General features: G+C 62.4%; 18 protein-coding genes. 12 read left to right on the forward strand and 6 right to left on the reverse strand.

Features of this window, described 5'->3' with window-relative positions:
- Nucleotides 1-132: 132 nt before the first annotated feature.
- The 5 genes from LOY37_RS22420 (at nucleotide 133) to LOY37_RS22440 (ending at nucleotide 5263) form a co-directional block, all read left to right on the forward strand.
- Entirely contained in the window at nucleotides 133-789 is a 657-nt protein-coding gene (locus tag LOY37_RS22420; protein ID WP_045197265.1) for an alpha/beta hydrolase, read from the forward strand.
- A gap of 102 nt (nucleotides 790-891) precedes the next feature.
- Nucleotides 892-2325: an ATP-dependent RNA helicase RhlB gene (gene rhlB, locus LOY37_RS22425; protein ID WP_045197884.1), complete on the forward strand. Its 1434-nt coding sequence runs from the start codon at nucleotides 892-894 to the stop codon at nucleotides 2323-2325.
- Nucleotides 2326-2471: 146 nt separating this feature from the next.
- Entirely contained in the window at nucleotides 2472-3422 is a 951-nt protein-coding gene (locus LOY37_RS22430) for an ornithine cyclodeaminase family protein (protein ID WP_258715742.1), read from the forward strand.
- Nucleotides 3423-3432: 10 nt separating this feature from the next.
- The gene (locus LOY37_RS22435) at nucleotides 3433-4563 is read left to right on the forward strand and encodes an FAD-binding oxidoreductase (RefSeq protein ID WP_093379754.1); all 1131 of its coding nucleotides are present in this window, start codon (nucleotides 3433-3435) and stop codon (nucleotides 4561-4563) included.
- Between the two features lie 73 nt (nucleotides 4564-4636).
- Nucleotides 4637-5263 (forward strand): transcriptional regulator, encoded by a 627-nt coding sequence (locus LOY37_RS22440; RefSeq protein WP_045197259.1) that lies wholly within the window; start codon nucleotides 4637-4639, stop codon nucleotides 5261-5263.
- A 29-nt stretch (nucleotides 5264-5292) separates the two neighbouring features.
- Here LOY37_RS22440 and LOY37_RS22445 read toward each other — a convergent pair whose 3' ends face one another.
- The 4 genes from LOY37_RS22445 to moaC form a co-directional block, all read right to left on the reverse strand.
- Nucleotides 5293-6072: an ABC transporter substrate-binding protein gene (locus tag LOY37_RS22445; protein ID WP_045197257.1), complete on the reverse strand. Its 780-nt coding sequence runs from the start codon at nucleotides 6070-6072 to the stop codon at nucleotides 5293-5295.
- Nucleotides 6073-6272: 200 nt separating this feature from the next.
- Complete coding sequence (gene moaE / locus LOY37_RS22450) at nucleotides 6273-6719, reverse strand: molybdopterin synthase catalytic subunit MoaE (RefSeq protein WP_195884975.1); 447 nt, start codon at nucleotides 6717-6719, stop codon at nucleotides 6273-6275.
- Between the two features lie 2 nt (nucleotides 6720-6721).
- Nucleotides 6722-6967, reverse strand: coding sequence for a molybdopterin converting factor subunit 1 (moaD, locus tag LOY37_RS22455; RefSeq protein ID WP_045197253.1), 246 nt, complete (start codon nucleotides 6965-6967; stop codon nucleotides 6722-6724).
- The gene (gene moaC / locus LOY37_RS22460) at nucleotides 6964-7440 is read right to left on the reverse strand and encodes a cyclic pyranopterin monophosphate synthase MoaC (protein WP_258715743.1); all 477 of its coding nucleotides are present in this window, start codon (nucleotides 7438-7440) and stop codon (nucleotides 6964-6966) included. Before moaC ends, moaD begins: the two co-directional genes overlap by 4 nt.
- A gap of 186 nt (nucleotides 7441-7626) precedes the next feature.
- Here moaC and LOY37_RS22465 point away from each other — a divergent pair, with 186 nt between their 5' ends.
- Nucleotides 7627-7875, forward strand: coding sequence for a hypothetical protein (locus tag LOY37_RS22465; RefSeq protein ID WP_093379737.1), 249 nt, complete (start codon nucleotides 7627-7629; stop codon nucleotides 7873-7875).
- A gap of 63 nt (nucleotides 7876-7938) precedes the next feature.
- On the opposite strand, the gene LOY37_RS22470 is transcribed toward LOY37_RS22465, so the two are convergent.
- Nucleotides 7939-9333, reverse strand: coding sequence for a PhoH family protein (locus LOY37_RS22470; protein ID WP_045197246.1), 1395 nt, complete (start codon nucleotides 9331-9333; stop codon nucleotides 7939-7941).
- 340 nt (nucleotides 9334-9673) lie between these two features.
- Nucleotides 9674-10801, reverse strand: a complete 1128-nt coding sequence (locus LOY37_RS22475; protein ID WP_258715744.1) for a polysaccharide deacetylase family protein — start codon at nucleotides 10799-10801, stop codon at nucleotides 9674-9676.
- A 134-nt stretch (nucleotides 10802-10935) separates the two neighbouring features.
- Between LOY37_RS22475 and yaaA the strand changes: the two genes are divergently transcribed.
- The 6 genes from yaaA to LOY37_RS22505 all read left to right on the forward strand — a co-directional run bounded on the left by yaaA (nucleotide 10936) and on the right by LOY37_RS22505 (nucleotide 19477).
- Entirely contained in the window at nucleotides 10936-11715 is a 780-nt protein-coding gene (yaaA, locus tag LOY37_RS22480) for a peroxide stress protein YaaA (RefSeq protein ID WP_045197242.1), read from the forward strand.
- 793 nt (nucleotides 11716-12508) lie between these two features.
- Complete coding sequence (locus LOY37_RS22485) at nucleotides 12509-13825, forward strand: nucleotide sugar dehydrogenase (protein ID WP_045197240.1); 1317 nt, start codon at nucleotides 12509-12511, stop codon at nucleotides 13823-13825.
- A 63-nt stretch (nucleotides 13826-13888) separates the two neighbouring features.
- A complete protein-coding gene (gene alg8, locus LOY37_RS22490; RefSeq protein WP_195884980.1) occupies nucleotides 13889-15379 on the forward strand; it encodes a glycosyltransferase family 2 protein in 1491 nt (496 codons plus the stop codon).
- Nucleotides 15380-15416: 37 nt separating this feature from the next.
- Nucleotides 15417-16583, forward strand: coding sequence for an alginate biosynthesis protein Alg44 (locus LOY37_RS22495; protein ID WP_258715745.1), 1167 nt, complete (start codon nucleotides 15417-15419; stop codon nucleotides 16581-16583).
- Between the two features lie 12 nt (nucleotides 16584-16595).
- Entirely contained in the window at nucleotides 16596-17999 is a 1404-nt protein-coding gene (algK, locus tag LOY37_RS22500) for an alginate biosynthesis TPR repeat lipoprotein AlgK (RefSeq protein WP_258715746.1), read from the forward strand.
- The gene (locus LOY37_RS22505; RefSeq protein WP_093379717.1) at nucleotides 17996-19477 is read left to right on the forward strand and encodes an alginate export family protein; all 1482 of its coding nucleotides are present in this window, start codon (nucleotides 17996-17998) and stop codon (nucleotides 19475-19477) included. The genes algK and LOY37_RS22505 overlap by 4 nt, the downstream gene beginning before the upstream one ends.
- Nucleotides 19478-19481: the final 4 nt, after the last annotated feature.

The raw sequence follows: 19481 nt of genomic DNA on the forward strand, positions 1-19481 counted from the left end.
GAAGGGCTAAAGCGTTTCAGTTAACGTCAATAGGAAAACTTGCAACCTTGCGACAGGTTTTTCCCGGATTTACCCGACGCGCCTTCATTTCATGCACGCAAACAAGAGCGCGCGCACACTTTCGGAGCAGTCATGACCCACCCGCTGATTCTCGAACCACAAAAAACCGCAGACGCCTGTGTGATCTGGTTGCACGGCCTGGGGGCCGATCGTTACGACTTCATGCCGGTGGCTGAGGCCCTGCAGGAAGTTCTGCTGACCACCCGCTTCGTCATGCCCCAGGCACCCACCCGTCCGGTGACCATCAACGGCGGCTACGCAATGCCCAGCTGGTACGACATCAAGGCCATGAGCCCGGCGCGGGCCATCGATGAAGACCAGTTGCACGAATCGGCGGAACAGGTGATCGAACTGATCAAGGCCGAGCAGGCCAAGGGCGTGGCCCTGTCGCGGATCATCCTCGCCGGCTTCTCCCAGGGCGGCGCCGTGGTGCTGCACACTGCCTATATAAAGTGGCAAGAAGCCCTGGGCGGCGTACTGGCGCTTTCGACCTATGCCCCGACTTTCACCGAGGCACGCGAACTGAGCGCCTGCCAGCAACGCACCCCGGCCCTGTGCCTGCATGGTGTGTACGACCCGGTTGTGCTACCGGCCATGGGGCGCAGCGCTTACGAGCACCTGAAGAACTGGGGCGTCAGCGCCAAGTGGGCCGAGTACCCGATGGAGCACGAAGTGCTGCAGGAAGAAATTCGCGATATCGCCGACTGGCTGGCCGAGCGCCTGCGCTAAAAGAAGCGTTCCCTGTAGTTGTCAGTGCAATCCACTACGCCGCGCCCGATTCTTGCATTACACTGCCCGGCGTACATTCCTTAACCAATTGATGAGATGACCGTGCTCAAAGCACTCAAGAAGATGTTCGGCAAGAGCGAGGTTGAGCAACTCGCCACCGAAACCGCTGCCCCCGTGAAGCAGCCGCCCGCAGCACCCCAGGCCCCTGCCCCGTCGGCACCGCTCAAGACCGAAGCCGTGGACCCTGCCCCGGCACGCGCCGAAAAACCGGCCGAGGCCAAGCCGCGCCGTGAGCGCAAGCCAAAGCCCGCCGCCTCCACCTGGAAGCTCGAAGACTTCGCCGTCGAGCCGCAGGAAGGCAAGACCCGCTTTCATGACTTCAAGCTCTCGCCCGAGCTGATGCATGCGATCCACGACCTAGGGTTCCCGTACTGCACGCCAATCCAGGCCCAGGTGCTGGGCTACACCCTGCGTGGCAAAGACGCCATTGGCCGGGCCCAGACCGGTACCGGCAAGACCGCAGCTTTCCTGATTTCGATCATCACCCAGCTGCAGCAGACCCCGCCGCCGAAAGAGCGCTACATGGGCGAGCCACGGGCGCTGATCATCGCCCCGACCCGCGAGCTGGTGGTGCAGATCGCCAAGGATGCCGCGGCGCTGACCAAATACACCGGCCTCAACGTCATGACCTTCGTCGGCGGCATGGACTTCGACAAACAGCTCAAGGCCCTCGAAGCCCGCCACTGCGACATCCTGGTCGCCACCCCGGGCCGCCTGCTGGACTTCAACCAGCGCGGTGAAGCACACCTGGACATGGTCGAGGTGCTGGTGCTGGACGAAGCCGACCGCATGCTCGACATGGGCTTCATCCCCCAGGTGCGGCAGATCATCCGCCAGACCCCGCCCAAGAGCGAGCGCCAGACCCTGCTGTTCTCGGCAACCTTCACCGAAGACGTGATGAACCTGGCCAAGCAGTGGACCACCGACCCTGCCATCGTCGAGATCGAGCCGGAAAACGTCGCCAGCGAAACCGTCGAGCAGCACGTCTATGCCGTGGCCGGCAGCGACAAGTACAAGCTGCTGTACAACCTGGTGACCGAGAACAAGTGGGAACGGGTGATGGTCTTTGCCAACCGCAAGGACGAAGTACGACGCATCGAAGAACGCCTGGTGCGCGATGGCGTCAACGCCGCCCAGCTGTCGGGCGACGTGCCGCAGCACAAGCGGATCAAGACCCTCGAGAGCTTTCGCGAAGGGCGCATCACCGTGCTGGTGGCCACTGACGTGGCTGGCCGCGGTATCCACATCGACGGCATCAGCCACGTGATCAACTTCACCCTGCCGGAAGACCCGGACGACTACGTGCACCGCATTGGTCGTACCGGTCGTGCCGGCACCAGCGGCGTGTCGATCAGCTTCGCCGGTGAGGATGACTCCTACCAGCTGCCAGCCATCGAAGAACTGCTGGGGCGCAAGATCAGCTGCGAGATGCCGCCGACCGAGTTGCTCAAGCCGGTACCGCGCAAGCATCACTGAGTGCAGTAACACCAATCGCGGGGCAAGCCCGCTCCTACACCACCCTGTAGGAGCGGGCTTGCCCCGCGATGCTTTTTACACCTCGGCATATTGCCCAAATAAACTAAAAGTCCATAATAGACAAAATAGTTCATTTGGAGCTTCGCATGTCTGCGCCTCTCGTCATCGATCAACAGCACGCTCGCCAACTGCTCGCCCAGGTGGATGTTCCGCAGATCCTGCGCAACCTGTTCCGTGACCTGGCGGCCGGGCAAGCGGTGCAACCACCCCAGCAACTGGTGGAATTTCCGGCCGGCCAAGGCGACTTCATCAACTACGGTGGCGTGCTGGCCGAACAGCGCGTGTACGGGGTCAAGACCTCGCCCTATATCGTCCGCGAGCAGGGACCGCTGGTCACCGCCTGGACCCTGCTGATGTCCATGGACAGCGGCCAGCCGCTGCTGCTGTGCGATGCCGGTGAACTGACCACCGCGCGCACCGCCGCCACTACCGCCGTTGCCGTCGATGCCCTGGCAGCCAGCGAGGCCCGGCGCCTGACCATCATCGGCAGCGGCCCGATTGCCCGCGCCCACCTGCATTACGCCCGCAGCCTGCGTCCATGGCAGGACATCCGCCTGTACTCGCCAAGCCTGGGCCGGCAATCGACCGAACAGCGTCAGGCCCTGAGTAATCTCGACCCGCGCCTGGTGCTCAGCGAAAGCCTGGAGCAGGCGGTGCTGGATGCCGACGTGATCATGCTCTGCACCTCCTGCGCCACGCCGGTGCTCGACCCGCGCCAATTGAGCAAGCCCGCGCTGATCACCTCCATCAGCACCAATGCGGTGCGTGCCCACGAAGTGCCGCCAGCGACCTTAAGCGAGATGGACGTTTACTGCGACTACCGCGTAACCACCCCGGGCAGCGCCGGCGAGATGCGCATCGCCGCCGAACAACATGGCTGGCAAGCCGATGCGATCGTCGGCGATCTGGCGCAATTGATCAGTGGTGCGGCGCAGAAGCCGGGCTACCAGCGCCACGCTTTTTTCCGCTCCATCGGCCTGGGCCTGGAAGACATCGCCCTGGCCAACGCCCTGTACCGCCTGCAACGCGCCGACTGAGGAAACCTTCATGCAACAGGCTGATTTCATCATCATCGGCGCCGGTATTGCCGGTGCCTCCACCGGTTTCTGGCTGGCCGGCCACGGCCGGGTACTGCTGCTTGAGCGCGAGTCGCAGCCGGGCTACCACTCCACCGGCCGCTCGGCAGCGCTGTACACCGCCGCCTATGGCACCCCGCAAGTGCGCGCACTGACCCTGGCCAGCCGGGCGTTTTTCGACCAGCCGCCAGCGGGCTTTACCGAGCACCCGCTGCTCAGCCCGCGCGGGGAAATGACCGTCGATCTCAATGGCGACCCTGAAGAGCTGCAGCGCCAGTACCAGAGCGCCAAGGCCTGCGTGCCAGAGGTCGAGCTGCTCAGCGCCGAGCAAGCCTGCGCGCGCCTGCCGGTGCTGCGCCGCGACAAGGTGCATGGCGCCCTGTACGACCCGAGTGCCAGCGACATCGACACCGACGCCCTGCACCAGGGTTACCTGCGCGGCATTCGTCGCCAGCAGGGTGAAGTGCACAGCGACTGCGAAGTACAACACCTGAGCCGCGACGCCGACGGCCTCTGGCACGTGCAGACCAGCCGCGGCACCTTCACCGCCCCGGTGCTGATCAACGCTGCCGGAGCCTGGGCCGACAAAGTCGGCGAACTGGCCGGCGCCCAACCCCTGGGCCTGCAGCCAAAGCGCCGCGCCGCGTTCATCTTCGCCGGCCCCGAAGGCATCGACAGCCATGCCTGGCCGATGCTGGTCAGCCTCGATGAGTCGTTCTACATGAAGCCTGACGCCGGCATGCTGCTCGGCTCACCGGCCAATGCCGACCCGGTCGAGCCCCACGACGTGCAGGCCGAAGAGCTGGACATCGCCATGGGCATCTACCAGATCGAAGAAGCCACCACCCTGAGCATTCGTCGCCCGACCCGTACCTGGGCCGGCTTGCGCAGCTTCGTCGCTGACGGCGACCTGGTGGCCGGCTTCGATCCGCAGGTGCCCGGGCTGTTCTGGGTGGCCGCGCAAGGCGGCTATGGTATCCAGACCTCGCCGGCCATGGGCCAGGCCAGCGCCGCCCTGGTGCGCGGTGAAGACTTGCCTGACACCCTCAAGGGCTTTGGCCTCAACGCTGCGATGCTGTCGCCGCGCCGCCTGCAAGGGTGACGCCCGGCCGCGATTGCGGCACACTCCCAGCGCCCTGTCGCAAGGGCGCTGACACCGCCTGGAGCCCGTCCGAATGCCCACACCCCAAGCCGATCCCGTCCTGCACAACTACCGGGCCATCGCCGACGCCATCGCCACCCTGTTCTTCCCCCACGCCGAAGTGGTGCTGCACGATTTGCGCAGCCAGAAGATCGACTACATTGCCAACAACCTGTCCAAGCGCGAGATTGGCGATGATGCGGCGCTGGAGGACATGTTCGAGGAAGGTACTGACGAGACCAACATCGGACCGTACGAAAAGCTCAACTGGGACGGTCAGAAGATCCGCTCGCTGAGCACCGTACTGCGCGACCCGGCCGGCAAGCCGCTGGCGGTGCTGTGCATCAACCTGAATATTTCCCTGTTCGAAAACGCCAAGGCGGCGCTCGACCTGTTCTTGTCGCCGAGCAAACTGATCCCGCAGCCCGATGCGCTGTTTCGCGATGACTGGCAGGAGCGCATCAACACCTTCCTCAACAGCTGGCTGCGCCAACGTCAACTGAGCCTCAACCTGCTCAGCCGCGACCATAAGCGCGAACTGGTACTGGCCCTGCACGCCGAGGGCGCGTTCAAGGGCAAGAGTGCCGCCAACTATGTGGCCAATGTGCTGGGGATGGGACGGGCGACGGTGTACAAGCACCTGAAGGAACTCAAGGCCTGATCAGGCTCAGGCCTTGAGTAAAGCGGCGATCAGTCGCCGTAGATATCGGACTTGAAGTACTTGGCCTGGATCTTCTGGTACTCGCCGTTGGCGCGAATGGCGTCGATGGCCTGGTTCAGTTCGGTCACCAGTTGCGTATTGCCCTTGCGCACCGCGATACCGGCGCCTTCACCCACATAGCTCGGGTCTTTCAGCTCTGGGCCGACGAAAGCGTAGCCTTTGCCCTTCTCGGTATTCAGAAAACCCTGCTCCAGCGGAATGGTGTCGGCGAAAACGCCGTCCAGACGCCCGGAAACCAGGTCCATGAAGATCTCTTCGTTACTGGTGTAGCGCACCACCTCGATACCCTTGGGGGCCAGCACCTCGGTGACGTAACGGTCAGTGGTAGTTGCCCGCTGCACACCGATGCGCTTGCCCTTGAGGCTGACGAACTGGTCGTCGACCTGGCTGCCTTCCTTCATCGCCAGGCGCGCGGAGGTGAAGTAGTACTTGTGGGTGAAGTCCACCGAGCGCTTGCGCTCTTCGGTAATGGTGATCGACGACAGCGCCGCATCGATCTTCTTGACCTTCAGCGACGGGATCAGGCCGTCATACTCCTGCTCGGTCCACTGGCATTTGACCTGCATCTGCGCGCACAGGGCATTGCCGATGTCGTAGTCGAAGCCGCTGATATTGCCGTCAGGGGTCTTGAATGCGAACGGCGGGTACGCGGCTTCGATGCCAATGCGCAATGTCTTCTCGGCGGCGAACAGACTGCTGCTGGCCATCAGACTCAGGGCCAGGCCGCTGATCAGGGTGAACTTGTTCATGACGGGGCTCTCTCGCTCGTTGTTGGAGGTGTGGTGCCAGACAGAGGGAAAGGGGCAGGCGCGGGTCGGCCTGGAATTATTTTGTACTTATAATTCCATACTGGACTTTTTGGTATGAAAATTCAACAAGCAAAAGCATCGCGGGACAAGCCCGCTCCTACCTTGATCCCTGTAGGAGCGGGCTTGCCCCGCGATCAGATTTACCAGCGCCCGGCAGCCTCTTCATCACTCTGCTTGCCCTCGACCCAACGCGGGCCGTCGCCGGTCTGTTCCTTCTTCCAGAACGGCGCGCGGGTTTTCAGGTAGTCCATGATAAAATTGCAGGCATCGAATGCGGCCTGACGATGGGCACTGGCAACACCGACAAAAACGATCGGTTCACCGGGTTCCAGGCCGCCAATGCGGTGCAGTACCTCGACCTTGAGCAGTGGCCAGCGCTGCTGGGCTTCAACCACGATCTTGGCCAGGGCCTTTTCGGTCATGCCCGGATAATGCTCGAGGAACATCCCCGCCACGTCCTGGCCATCATTGAAGTCGCGCACGTAACCGACAAAACCGACCACCGCGCCGACACCGACGTTGGCCGCGTGCATCGCATTGACTTCAGCCCCCGGGTCAAAGGGCTCGCTCTGGACTCGAACGCTCATGCTCAGCCTCCAGTCACGGGCGGAAAGAACGCCACTTCGTCACCGTCTTCAAGCGGCTCGTCCAGCTTGCACAGCTCTTCATTGCGCGCGCACATCAGGTTCTGTTCGCGCAGCACATCATGCTTGTCACCTTTTGCAACCAGCGCCTTGCGTACGTCATCCAGGGTAGCGAACGAACCCTCGAGCTTTTCGGCATCAACCCCCAGAAACTCCCGGTAACGGGCGAAATACATCACCTTGATTTTCATTTCTCTTCATCCGCCTGGTAATGGCCGCTCTTGCCGCCGAGCTTTTCCAGCACGCGCACGCCGTCGATGATCATGCCGCGGTCGACCGCCTTGCACATGTCATAGATGGTCAGGGCCGCGACGCTGGCAGCGGTCAGCGCTTCCATTTCTACCCCGGTCTGCCCGGCCAGCTTGCAGCGGGCGACGATATAGACAGTGTCGTTGCCTTCGGCGCTGAGCTCGACCTTGACGCTGGTCAGCAGCAACGGGTGGCACAACGGAATCAGGTCACTGGTCTTCTTCGCCGCCTGGATACCGGCAATGCGCGCCACGGCAAACACGTCACCCTTGGGGTGTTCGCCTTCGACAATCATCTGCAGGGTTTGCGGGAGCATGCGCACCCGCGCTTCGGCCACCGCCTCACGCGACGTCACGGCTTTATCGGTGACGTCGACCATGTTGGCGCGACCTTGGGAATCGAGATGGGTCAGCACAGCGTTACTCCTGTTTCAGGACAGTCGATTGTAAACCCTTGAGTCAGACCTTAGCGACAAGCGCGGACACTGCCTGGGGCTTTAAACATGCGATATCCATCTACTACACACTGATGCGTCTGCAGGTAGAAGCTGCCAGTGCAACAACCTTGCACGCACCCTAACCTGATGCCAGGAGGCACCGATATGGTCATGAACGCGAAAGACTACGAAAAAATGCAACCCGTCTTTGCTCCCTACATTGGCAAGACATTCAGCAAGGAGTTAGCCGACGAGATCTGCAAAAATGCGGGTGGAGGTGAAGTCAGCGAGATTCGGCCGGGAGTCATTGGTTATACCGGGCAGAGCCCTTACCTGCTGATTCTCGACAAGGACGACAGCATAGTGAGCGTAATTTTCACCGGTTGGGGTGCTTTTGGCCGCGGTTGGAAATGAAATTACCAGCAATGAAAAAGCCCGCATCGGCTGATGCGGGCTTTTTGCAACCTCCGTACCGGGTTACAGATGCGATTCAGCGTATTCGGCCAGGATCGAGCGCGGCACGCCCTGCAGGGTGATGTGCACGCCGTTGGGGAAGTCCTTGAAGCGCTCGGTCAGGTAGGTCAGGCCGGAGCTGGTGGCGGACAGGTAAGGGGTGTCGATCTGCGCCAGGTTGCCCAGGCAGATCACTTTGGAACCGGCGCCGGCACGGGTGATGATGGTTTTCATCTGGTGCGGGGTGAGGTTCTGGCATTCATCGATCAGGATCAGGCTCTGCTGGAAGCTGCGACCGCGAATGTAGTTCAGCGATTTGAACTGCAGCGGCACCCGCTCAAGGATGTACTCGACGCTGCCATGGGTGTTTTCGTCATCCATGTGCAGGGCTTCGAGGTTGTCGGTGATTGCCCCGAGCCAGGGCTCCATTTTTTCTGCTTCAGTGCCCGGCAGGAAGCCGATCTCCTGGTCCAGCCCCTGCACGCTGCGGGTGGCGATGATGCGCCGGTAGCGCTTGCTGACCATGGTCTGCTCGATGGCGGCGGCCAGGGCCAGGATGGTCTTGCCGGAACCGGCCGCGCCGGTCAGGTTGACCAGGTGAATGTCCGGGTCGAGCAAAGCGAACAGCGCCAGGCTCTGGTGGATGTCACGCGGCTTGAGGCCCCAGGCTTCCTGGTGCAGCAGCGGCTCCTGGTGCAGGTCGAGCAGCACCAGCTCGCCATCCTTGATGCCCTTGATCCAGCCGACGAAGCCTTGCTCGTCGATGATGAACTCGTTGATGTGCACGGCCGGCAGGTTGTCGATCATCTGCACCCGGTGCCAGGTGCGGCCATGGTCCTGGCGGGTCTCGACCTTGCTAACGCGGTCCCAGAACGAGCCGGTGACACTGTGGTAACCCTTGGACAGCAGGGAGACGTCGTCCACCAGCTGGTCGGTGCTGTAGTCCTCGGCCGCGATCCCGCAGGCGCGGGCCTTGAGGCGCATGTTGATGTCTTTGGTCACCAGCACCACGTCCAGTTCCTTGCGCCGGCTACGCAGCTCGAGCAACTGGTTGATGATGATGTTGTCGTTGAGGTTCTCCGGCAGCAGGCGGTTGGGCTCGTTGCGCGGGCTCATGAGAATCGACAGAAAGCCCTTGGGGCCGCTCTTGCCGCGCTGGATCGGCACGCCCTGCTCGACATCGGCCGGCGAGGCATCGCCCAGGGTCTGGTCGATCAGGCGGATGGCCTGGCGACATTCGGCGGCAATCGTATGTTTGCCCGTCTTGAGTTTGTCGAGCTCCTCCAGCACCGTCATCGGGATGGCGACGTGGTGCTCCTCGAAGTTGAGCAAAGCGTTGGGATCGTGAATCAGTACATTGGTATCGAGCACATAAAGGATTGGCTGGTTGGAGGAAGTGCTGCGTCCTTGATCATCCATACTCGGTCACCTTTGTGGGAGCCAGACGACGCAATACCTGAGCGGTGCTGCGCCGCGAAGTGGCCGCCGGTTCTCCCCTGGTCCGCGTCGTTACGGGTAGGGAGCTGCGAACAAAGAATGGGCCGTAGGACGCCACCTGTGCTGCAGGGTTCGGCGGTCTGTCTTCGTAATACCGCAAAACCCATGACCGGAAAAAGCGTTTTTACGTTTTTTTGAAGTTTATTTTTCGATCGACCAATTAGCCCTTGGCGCAGGGGCAAAGCACCGCTACAGTCATAAATCCAGTCATGTGAAATGCCTGCGGCGTTTTATTCCCGGGCGCCACCAGAACCTTACCTTTTCACAGCTTTTCGCCGAAATTACGGCAATCTTCCCAGCCAATTCCACTCTGCGCCGTTTGCTTGAGCAACCAGGCCACTGCCTCCTGCGCCTTGGGCTGGGCGTCGTGAAACTGGATCAGCCCCTTTCGCCACAGCAACATCAAGGTCAGCACCCGCTGGGCCGACTGTTCGCTGTTCAACGCGCCCTGATCCTGGGCGTCGATATCCCACAACACCACCTGCAAATGCTGGCCGGCGAAGAATGCCTGGCTGTCGGCACGGCGCTGGCCATAAGGCGGCCGGAACAACGGCACATACTGCTGCGGCAAGTCGCCCTGCACCCGCGCCTGGCTGCGCAGCACCGAGTCCTGCCAGCCCTGCCACTGCCCGTGGGAGCGGTACTGCCAGCCTTGCAAGCCCACGCACTGGCCCTGGTAGAGCGCCCGCAGGTCGCTAAGCGAGGTCTTGTCGCGCCGGTTCTGCAGGCTGTTGCCCAGCACAAAAAAGGTCGCCGACAGCCGTTGCCGGCGCAGGAACTCGGCCAGGCCGTCGGTACTGCCGCCCGCCAAGGATGGGCCGCCATCGAAGGTCAGCATGAATAGCCGGTCGTTGAGCTCGTCGCCATTGCGCTCAAGGTCGGAGAAGCGCTCGATTTCGCTGGCGGTCTGCGGGAACAGCGCGGCCTTGCGTAGCAGCTCGTCCAGGTAGCGCTCGTGAAAGGCCCGGCTGGGCTCGGCCCAGCTCGCGTAGAACGAGTCGGCGGCGACTTCGAAGGTTGCCGTCTGCTTGCGAAAATCGCCCAGGTCGTCGATGGCATAACAGAACGAGGCGTCCTGCTCGCAGCTCTTTTGCGCCAGGTCGTAGTTGCGCCATAAGCGCTGCCACAGGCGCTGGCGCAGCGTGTTGATCGACAGCAGATTGACCTGGCGCAGGTTCAGCCGCGCCGCCAGGGCGTTCTGATCAAGCATTTCGCTTTCAGCCAGCACCCGGGCAAACCCGAGGATTTCGGCGCGCGAGGCGACATCGAACAGCGCCGGGCTGTCGAGCTGCTCTGGCCAGTGGCTGCGGTCGAAAGTGGCGACCGGGGCTGGCGCGGCCTGGGCCGTGAAGCTGAACAGGCCAGCCAGTAAAACAAGGGCAATGCGCACGATCGGGCTCTCCGTTTTCCTCGCCGCGCACTATAGCGCCAAGTGTCGGGATGGTCTGTGGCTATTGCCTTGATAGCTGGAGATCGCCGCCCCCGCCCCGTAGAATCGGCGCCACGAATAAAGGAGCCGACCTGATGCTGACGGTGATTTCCCCCGCCAAGACCCTCGACTACGACACCCCGCCGGTAACCCAGCGCTATACCCAGCCGCAGTACCTGGATGATTCCCAGGAACTGATCGTGCAGTTGCGCGAGCTGTCGCCGGCGCAGATCAGCGAGCTGATGCACCTCTCCGACAAGCTCGCTGGGCTCAACGCCGCACGCTTCGGCAGCTGGACGCCAGCCTTCACCCCGGACAACGCCAAGCAGGCGCTGCTGGCGTTCAAGGGCGACGTGTATACCGGGCTCGACGCGCAAAGCCTCAGCGAAGACGACTTCAGCTACGCCCAGGAGCACCTGCGCATGCTCTCCGGGCTGTACGGCCTGCTGCGCCCGCTGGACCTGATGCAACCGTACCGTCTGGAGATGGGCACCAAGCTTGCCAACGCCCGCGGCAAGGACCTGTATGCCTTCTGGGGCACGCGCATCAGCGAGTGGCTGAACCAGGCCCTGGCCGAGCAAGGCGACGACCTGCTGCTGAACCTGGCCAGCAACGAGTACTTCAGCGCGGTCAAGCGCAATGCCCTCAAGGCGCGGGTGATCAACACCGAGTTCCGCGACTTCAAGAACGGCCAGTACAAGATCATCAGCTTCTACGCCAAAAAAGCCCGCGGCATGATGAGCCGCTTCGTGATCCAGGAACGCATCAACGATCCCGAGCAGCTCAAGCAGTTCGATGTGCAGGGCTACTACTACAGTGCCGAGCTGTCGAAGGCCGACAACCTGGTGTTTCTGCGCGATCACGCGGACGAGTAAAAGCTTTCGCGGGGCAAGTCGGGCCGCCGCATCGCCGCTCCTACCCGTCGGAGTGGGAGCGGCGATGCGGCCCGACTTGTCCCGCGATAAATACGCCACAATCCTGGCGCCAAAAAACCACCCTTCTAGCTTTATCGCAAAACGCCATAAGACCGTTCGTAATTTTTTGACGAATTTTGAAAAAAATTTTCCGGTACTGGCATAAAAACATCCCACCTCGAGTTCGTCCTTTATATACAGGGACGAAACTGACAAGTGCTATCAAAGTGAAAGTATGGCCATCAGATAAAATATTAAAAAATCTTTCACAGCCCCTGAACCGCCCCCGGAACTTATCCCTTCAGCCATCGCTCATACCACCCGTAACGATTCTCGAGCGTTATGTGAGAGATGACCTACAGCATTGATTGGAGCGCACAGTCATTGTGCATCCAGACAACTTTGACTTGAGTGTCGGTCACCCGACCCACAGTTGAACCCAGGAGAAACGCGCCCCTACAAATCGTCCTTGTGGTTGATTTCAAAGGATTTTATTCACTTGAAAGAACAAGCACTGCAGTTTCGGGTAACCGATCTGCAATAAAGACGGCTGCATAACAGGGCACGCCCATAATTATTGGCCTTTGGCTGCCAACTTTAAGTGCAACGACTTTTGCACTTGATATTTATATGCCTGCACACGGTGAAGTGACATCTTTCTGCCACGCCTCCGTGTGCCCGATAACTGCTGGTTAATCAACCCGGTCTGGCTCTATTTATTGAGCCGGCGTGATAAACACATGAGGTGAATGCGATGCGTATCAGCATCTTTGGTTTGGGTTATGTGGGTGCAGTCTGTGCTGGCTGCCTGTCGGCACGTGGCCATGAAGTGATTGGCGTCGATGTATCCACCACCAAGATCGACCTGATCAACCAAGGCAAATCGCCGATTGTCGAACCGGGGCTCGAAGCCCTGTTGCAACAGGGTATCGACAATGGCCGCCTGCGGGGCACCACCGATTTTGCCGCGGCAATTCGCGACAGCGACCTGTCGATGATCTGCGTCGGCACGCCAAGCAAGAAGAACGGCGACCTGGGCCTGGAATACATCGAGTCGGTGTGCCGCGAAATCGGCTTCGTACTGCGGGAAAAATCCAGCCGCCACACCATCGTGGTACGCAGCACCGTGCTGCCGGGCACGGTGAAGAACGTGGTGATCCCGATCCTCGAAGACTGCTCGGGGAAAAAAGCCGGCGTCGACTTCGGCGTAGCGGTCAACCCGGAATTCCTGCGCGAAAGCACCGCGATCAAGGACTACGACCAGCCACCCATGACCGTCATCGGCGAACTGGACAAGACCAGTGGCGACCTTCTGCAATCGCTGTACGAAGAACTCGACGCGCCGATCATCCGCAAGGACATCGAAGTGGCCGAGATGATCAAGTACACCTGCAACGTCTGGCACGCCACCAAAGTTACCTTCGCCAACGAGATCGGCAACATTGCCAAGGCGGTCGGCGTCGATGGTCGTGACGTGATGGATGTGGTCTGCCAGGACAAGGCCCTGAACCTTTCGCAGTACTACATGCGCCCGGGCTTTGCCTTCGGCGGTTCGTGCCTGCCCAAGGACGTGCGCGCGCTGACCTATCGCGCCGGCAGCCTGGACGTCAAGGCGCCACTGCTCAACTCGCTGATGACCAGCAACGAGTCGCAGGTACAGAACGCCTTCGACATCATCGAAAGCCACGACAAGCGCAAGGTCGCCCTGCTCGGCCTGAGCTTCAAGGCCGGTACCGATGACCTGCGCGAAAGCCCGCTGGTGGAGCTTGCCGAACGCCTGATCGGCAAGGGCTACGAGCTGAACATCTACGACAGCAACGTCGAGTATGCGCGGGTCAACGGCGCCAACAAGGAATACATCGAGTCGAAAATCCCTCACGTATCGTCGCTGCTCAATGCTGACTTCGAGCAGGTGATCAACCACGCCGACGTCATCGTGCTGGGCAACCGCGACGAGAAGTTTCGCGCCCTGGCCCAGCAGGCGCCCGCCGGCAAGCAGGTCATCGACCTGGTCGGTTTCATGAGCAAGGCCTCCTGCCCGAGCAGCCGTACCGAAGGTATCTGCTGGTAACCCGCAGGTTGCGCGGGGCCGCCCGGCCCCGCGCGCCATCAACGCCCCTTCCATTCGATACGGATGCAGAACATGCACAGGCTCAAGCACGGCCTGCTACAGGTCGCCGGTTGGCTGTTCTACGTGAGCCTGCTCATGTTGATCGCCCTGGCCTTGCCCAACTCCATTTTCGACCCCGACTCGAAGGACTTCATTTTCCTGGTCGGCGCCGTCGGCATCTGGCGCTATTCCATGGGTGCCACGCACTTTGTCCGCGGCATGCTGTTTCTCTACCTGGTCTACCCCTACCTGCGGCGCAAGGTGCGCAAGCTCGGTAGCGCCGCCGACCCGTCTCATGTGTACCTGATGGTCACCAGTTTTCGCATCGATGCCCTGACCACCGCCCAGGTCTACAGCTCGGTGATCCGCGAAGCGATCGACTGCGGCTACCCGACCACTGTGGTCTGTTCGCTGGTGGAAATGTCCGACGAACTGCTGGTGAAAAGCCTGTGGGAGAAGTACAACCCGCCGCAGCGCGTAACCCTCGATTTCGTGCGCATTGCCGGTACCGGCAAGCGCGACGGACTGGCCTACGGCTTTCGGGCCATCTCCCGCCACCTGCCGGATGAAAACGCCGTGGTCGCGGTGATCGATGGCGACACCGTGCTCGGCGAAGGCGTGGTGCGCAAGACCGTGCCCTGGTTCAAGCTGTTCGGCAATGTCGGCGGCCTGACCACCAACGAATTCTGTGAAGTACGTGGCGGCTACATCATGAGCGAGTGGCACAAGCTGCGCTTCGCCCAGCGCCACATCAACATGTGCTCGATGGCCCTGTCCAAGCGCGTGCTGACCATGACCGGACGGATGTCGGTGTTCCGCGCCGCCGTGGTGACCAACCCCGAGTTCATCGCCGACGTCGAGAACGACTCGCTGCAGCACTGGCGCCTGGGCCGCTTCAAGTTCCTCACCGGCGACGACAAGTCGAGCTGGTTCAGCCTCATGCGCCTGGGCTACGACACCTTCTACGTGCCGGACGCGGCGATCAACACGGTCGAGCACCCGCCGGAAAAGAGCTTCATCAAGGCCAGCCGCAAACTGATGTACCGCTGGTACGGCAACAACCTGCGGCAGAACTCCCGCGCCCTGGGCCTGGGCATCCGCCGCCTGGGCCTGTTCACCAGCGTGGTGCTGTTCGACCAGCGCGTGTCGATGTGGACCAGCCTGCTGGGCCTGACCGTCGCGGTGATCGCCAGCCTCAAGTTCGGCCCGGCGTTCCTGCTGGTGTACCTGCTGTGGATCGGCATCACCCGGCTGATCCTGACCCTGATGCTGTTGTGCTCGGGCCACAACATCGGCCCGGCCTACCCGCTGATTCTTTATTACAACCAGATCGTCGGCGCGATCATGAAGATCTACGTGTTCTTCCGCCTCGACAAGCAGTCCTGGACCCGCCAGCCCACTGCCCTCAAGCGCGACCTCGCCAGCTTTCAACAATGGTTCAACACCTGGTCCTCCCGGACCATGACCTTCTCGGCAGCCAGCATCTTCATTGCTGTGCTGTTCATGGTCGTGTGAGCCGGAACCCGATTGGATTAAACAGGAACAAATCGCCATGAATACCGCCGTGAACGTCAATGTCGTGCATGAGTCCGAAGCCCAGCGCCAGCACGCCCGGGTACGCATCCCGGCCAAGCTGCGCTACCTGGGGGAGAACCGCGAAACCCTCGAAGTGAAGGTCGACGACCTTTCCGCCGGCGGCCTGAGCTTCCATGCCAAGCACCCGTTGAAAGTCGGCGAAGTGCTGCGCGGGCGCTTGCAGTTCACCGTCGACAAGCTCGGCCTGGCCATGGACATCGAGTTCCAGGTGCGCTCCTTCGACCCCTCCAGCGGCCGCGCCGGCGTGCAGTTCCAGAACCTCGAACCCCGCGACATCGCCACCCTGCGCCACATCATCACCTCGCACCTGTCGGGCGAACTGATCACCATCGGCGACGTACTCAGTACCCTGCAGCGCGACAACTTCACCAAGGCGCGCAAACAGAAAGACGCCAGCGGCGGGATGAGCGCCTTCGGCCGCTTGCGGGCGGTGACCTTCAGCCTCGGCGTGTTCGTGGTTGGCGTTGCCGCCTTCGGCTTTATCGCCAAGTCGGTATACGGCCTGTACTTCGTCAGCCATGCCCAGGCCGGGGTGGTCAGCGTGCCGTCCAGCAACGTCACCATGCCCCGCGACGGTACCGTGCAGGGCCTGGTGGAGAGCGGCGGCCAGGTGGTCAAGGGCGCGCCATTGGCCTCGTTCAGCACCAGCATGCTGGACATGCTCAAGGGCCACCTGGATGACCAGCAACTGGAGCCGGCCAAGGTCGAGGAGCTGTTCGGCAAACAGATGAGCGGCACCCTGACCAGCCCCTGCGATTGCGTGGTCGCCCGCCAGCTGGTGGATGACGGCCAGTATGCAAGCAAGGGCCAGGTGATCTTCCAGCTGGTCCCGCGCACCACCATTCCCACGGTCGAAGCGCGCTTCAGCTACCGCCAGTTCGACGACGTCAAACCAGGCTCGCGCGTGCACTTCACCGTCGCTGGCGAAGAGCAGACCCGTACCGGGCAGATCGTCAGCAGTAGCAGCCTGAACAGCGAAGACCTGTCCTCGGACATCCGCGTGCAGATCAAGCCGGACGAATCGCTGCCCAGCGAACTGGCCGGCCGCCCGGTGGCGGTAGACAGCAATCGAGGCCCGTCGCTGGACTGGCTGATCGATAAAGCCGTGGCCCGTGGGCTCTAAGAGGATCTGCCCATGAAAGCCTATTCCTACAGCCTGTGCAGCCTGGCCCTGGCCATCAGCCTGGCCGGTTGTGCCGGCCTGCCCGACCAGCGCCTGGCCAATGAAGCGCTCAAGCGCGGCGACACCGCCCTGGCCGAACAGAACTACCGCCAGCTCGCCGACCTCGGTTACAGCGAAGCCCAGGTGGGCCTCGCCGATATCCAGGTGGAAACCCGCGACCCGGCCAAGCTCAAGGAGGCCGAAGCCACCTACCGCGCCGCCGCTGATATCTCGCCGCGCGCCCAGGCCCGCCTCGGCCGTTTGCTGGCGGCCAAGCCGGACGCCAGCGAAGCCGAGCGCCAGGAAGCCGAAACCCTATTGAAAAAAGCCTTCGCCAATGGCGAGGGCAACACCCTGATCCCGCTGGCGATGCTCTACCTGCAATACCCGCAGAGCTTCCCCGGCACCAACGCCCAGCAGCAGATCGACACGTGGCGCAGCGCCGGCTACCCCGAAGCCGGCCTGGCCCAGATTCTGCTGTACCGCACCCAGGACAGCTACGACCAGCACCTGGACGAGGTCGAGCGCATCTGCAAAGCGGCGCTGAGCAGCACTGACATCTGCTACGTGGAACTGGCCACCGTCTACCAGAAGCGCGCCCAGCCCGAGCAGCAAGCGGCGCTGCTCGAGCAAGTCAAAAGCGCCTACCAGCGCGGTGCAATCCCGGCCACCCGGGTCGACAGCGTGGCCCGCGTCCTGGCCGACCGCAGCCTCGGCCAGACCGACGAGAAAACCGCCCAGGCCCTGCTTGAGCAGGTGGCGCCGGTCAACCCCGGTTCCTGGGTCAGCCTGGCGCAGTTGCTCTACGACTTCCCGGAGCTTGGCGACACCGACAAGCTGATGGAATACATCGACAAGGGCCGCGCCGCCGAACAACCGCGCGCCGAACTGCTGCTGGGCCGCCTGTACTACGAAGGCAAGACCGTGCCGGCTGATGCGCAGAAGGCCGAAACTCATTTGCTCAGAGCCGCCAACGCCGGCGAAGTCAGCGCCCATTACTACCTGGGTCAGCTGTATCGCCGCGGTTACCTGGGCAGCGTTGACCCGCAAAAGGCCGTCGATCATCTGCTCAGCGCTGCCCGCGGCGGCCAGCTCAGCGCCGACTACGCCCTGGCCCAGTTGTTCAGCGAAGGCCACGGCATTCGCCAGGACCTGGTCAACGCCTGGGTGTTCAGCCAACTGGCGCAAGCCAACCCCAGCGATCAGTCGCGCGAGCTGGCCGCCCAGCTCGACCAGCAACTCACTCCCGCGCAAAAAGCCCAGGCCGAGCGCCTGCTGCAGCAAGAGCGCCAGGCCCGTGGCGCCATGGGCCCGGGTGCCGATGCCCTGGCCCTGCAGGCCCAAGCGCAACCCGAACAAGGCGAGGACTCCCTATGACACTCAATCCGTGGATGAAAGCAGGCGTAGGCCTGGGCTTCGCCCTGCTCTGGTCGTGCCCGACCCTGGCGGCAATGACCGCTGAAAAGAACTTCGGCCTGGACGTGAAGATCACCGGCCAGTCCGAAGACGACCGCGACCTGGGTACCCGCTCCGGCGGCGACGTCAACGGCCTGGGCCTGGACCTGCGCCCCTGGGTGTACGGCGAGCGCGGCAACTGGAGCGCCTTTGCCATGGGCCAGGCGGTGGCCGCCAGCGACATCATCGAGACCGACACCCTGCGCCAGTCCGGCGATGAGGCCGAGTCCGACAGCGGCCGCGCCCATGGCCGCGAAGCCGATAAAAGCTACCTGGCCATGCGCGAGTTCTGGGTCGGCTACAGCGGCCTGACCGCCTACCCCGGCGAGCAACTGCGCTTTGGCCGCCAACGCCTGCGCAACGACGACGGCATGTGGCGCGACACCAACATCGAAGCGCTGAACTGGACCTTCGACACCACCCTGCTGCGCGCCAACCTGGGCGTGGCCGAGCGCTTCAGCGAGTACCGTACCGACCTCACCGAGCTGGCGCCGGAAGACAAGGACCGCCTGCACATTTACGGCGACGTTGCCACGCAGTGGACGCCCGGGCACTGGGTCGGCCTGCGCGCCCACCACACCCACGACGACGGCAAGCTGAAAAATCCCGGCGAAACCGTCGACGCCCTGGACAAGACCCGCACCGGCGACCTCACCTGGCTGGGACTGGAAGCCAACAGCGACGCCTATAACTGGCGCAACCAGAACCGCGTCAACTACTGGGGCAGCCTGACCTGGCTGAGCGGCGATCGCGACAGCCTCAACACCACCACGGTCAACGGCGAGCAAGTGGCCAGCGGTAAGCAGAGCGGCGACGTCAATGCCTGGGCCACCGACCTCGGTATCCGCCTGCGCCTCGATCCCAACTGGCAGGTCGGCGCCGCTTATGCCCGCGGCAGCGGCGGCGGTGGTAGCGACGGTTCAGGCAACTACGAGCAGACCGGCCTTGAGAGCAACCGCTCCAACTTCACCGGCACCCGCTCGCGCGTACACCGCTTCGGCGAGGCCTTCCGTGGCGAACTGGGCAATGTCCAGGCGGCGACCCTGTTCACCTCCTGGCAACTGCGCGACGACTACGACGCCAGCCTGATCTACCACAAGTTCTGGCGCGTCGATGGCGACCAGAACATCGGCAGCAGCGGCATCAACGCCGTGGTCGAGGACAACGGCATCAACCGGCCGCTGATCCAGGGCGAGAAAGACCTCGGCCAGGAGATGGACCTGGTGGTCACCAAGTACTTCAAGCAGGGCCTGTTGCCCGCCGCGCTGAGCCAGTCGATCGACGAGCCGTCGGCGCTGGTGCGCTTTCGTGGCGGCGTGTTCAAGCCCGGTGATGCCTATGGCAAGGAAGCGGACTCCTACATGCACCGCGCTTTCGTCGACGTGATCTGGCGCTTCTGACGCC

The sequence above is a fragment of the Pseudomonas sp. B21-012 genome, from assembly GCF_024749305.1.
Taxonomy (GTDB): Bacteria; Pseudomonadota; Gammaproteobacteria; order Pseudomonadales; family Pseudomonadaceae; genus Aquipseudomonas.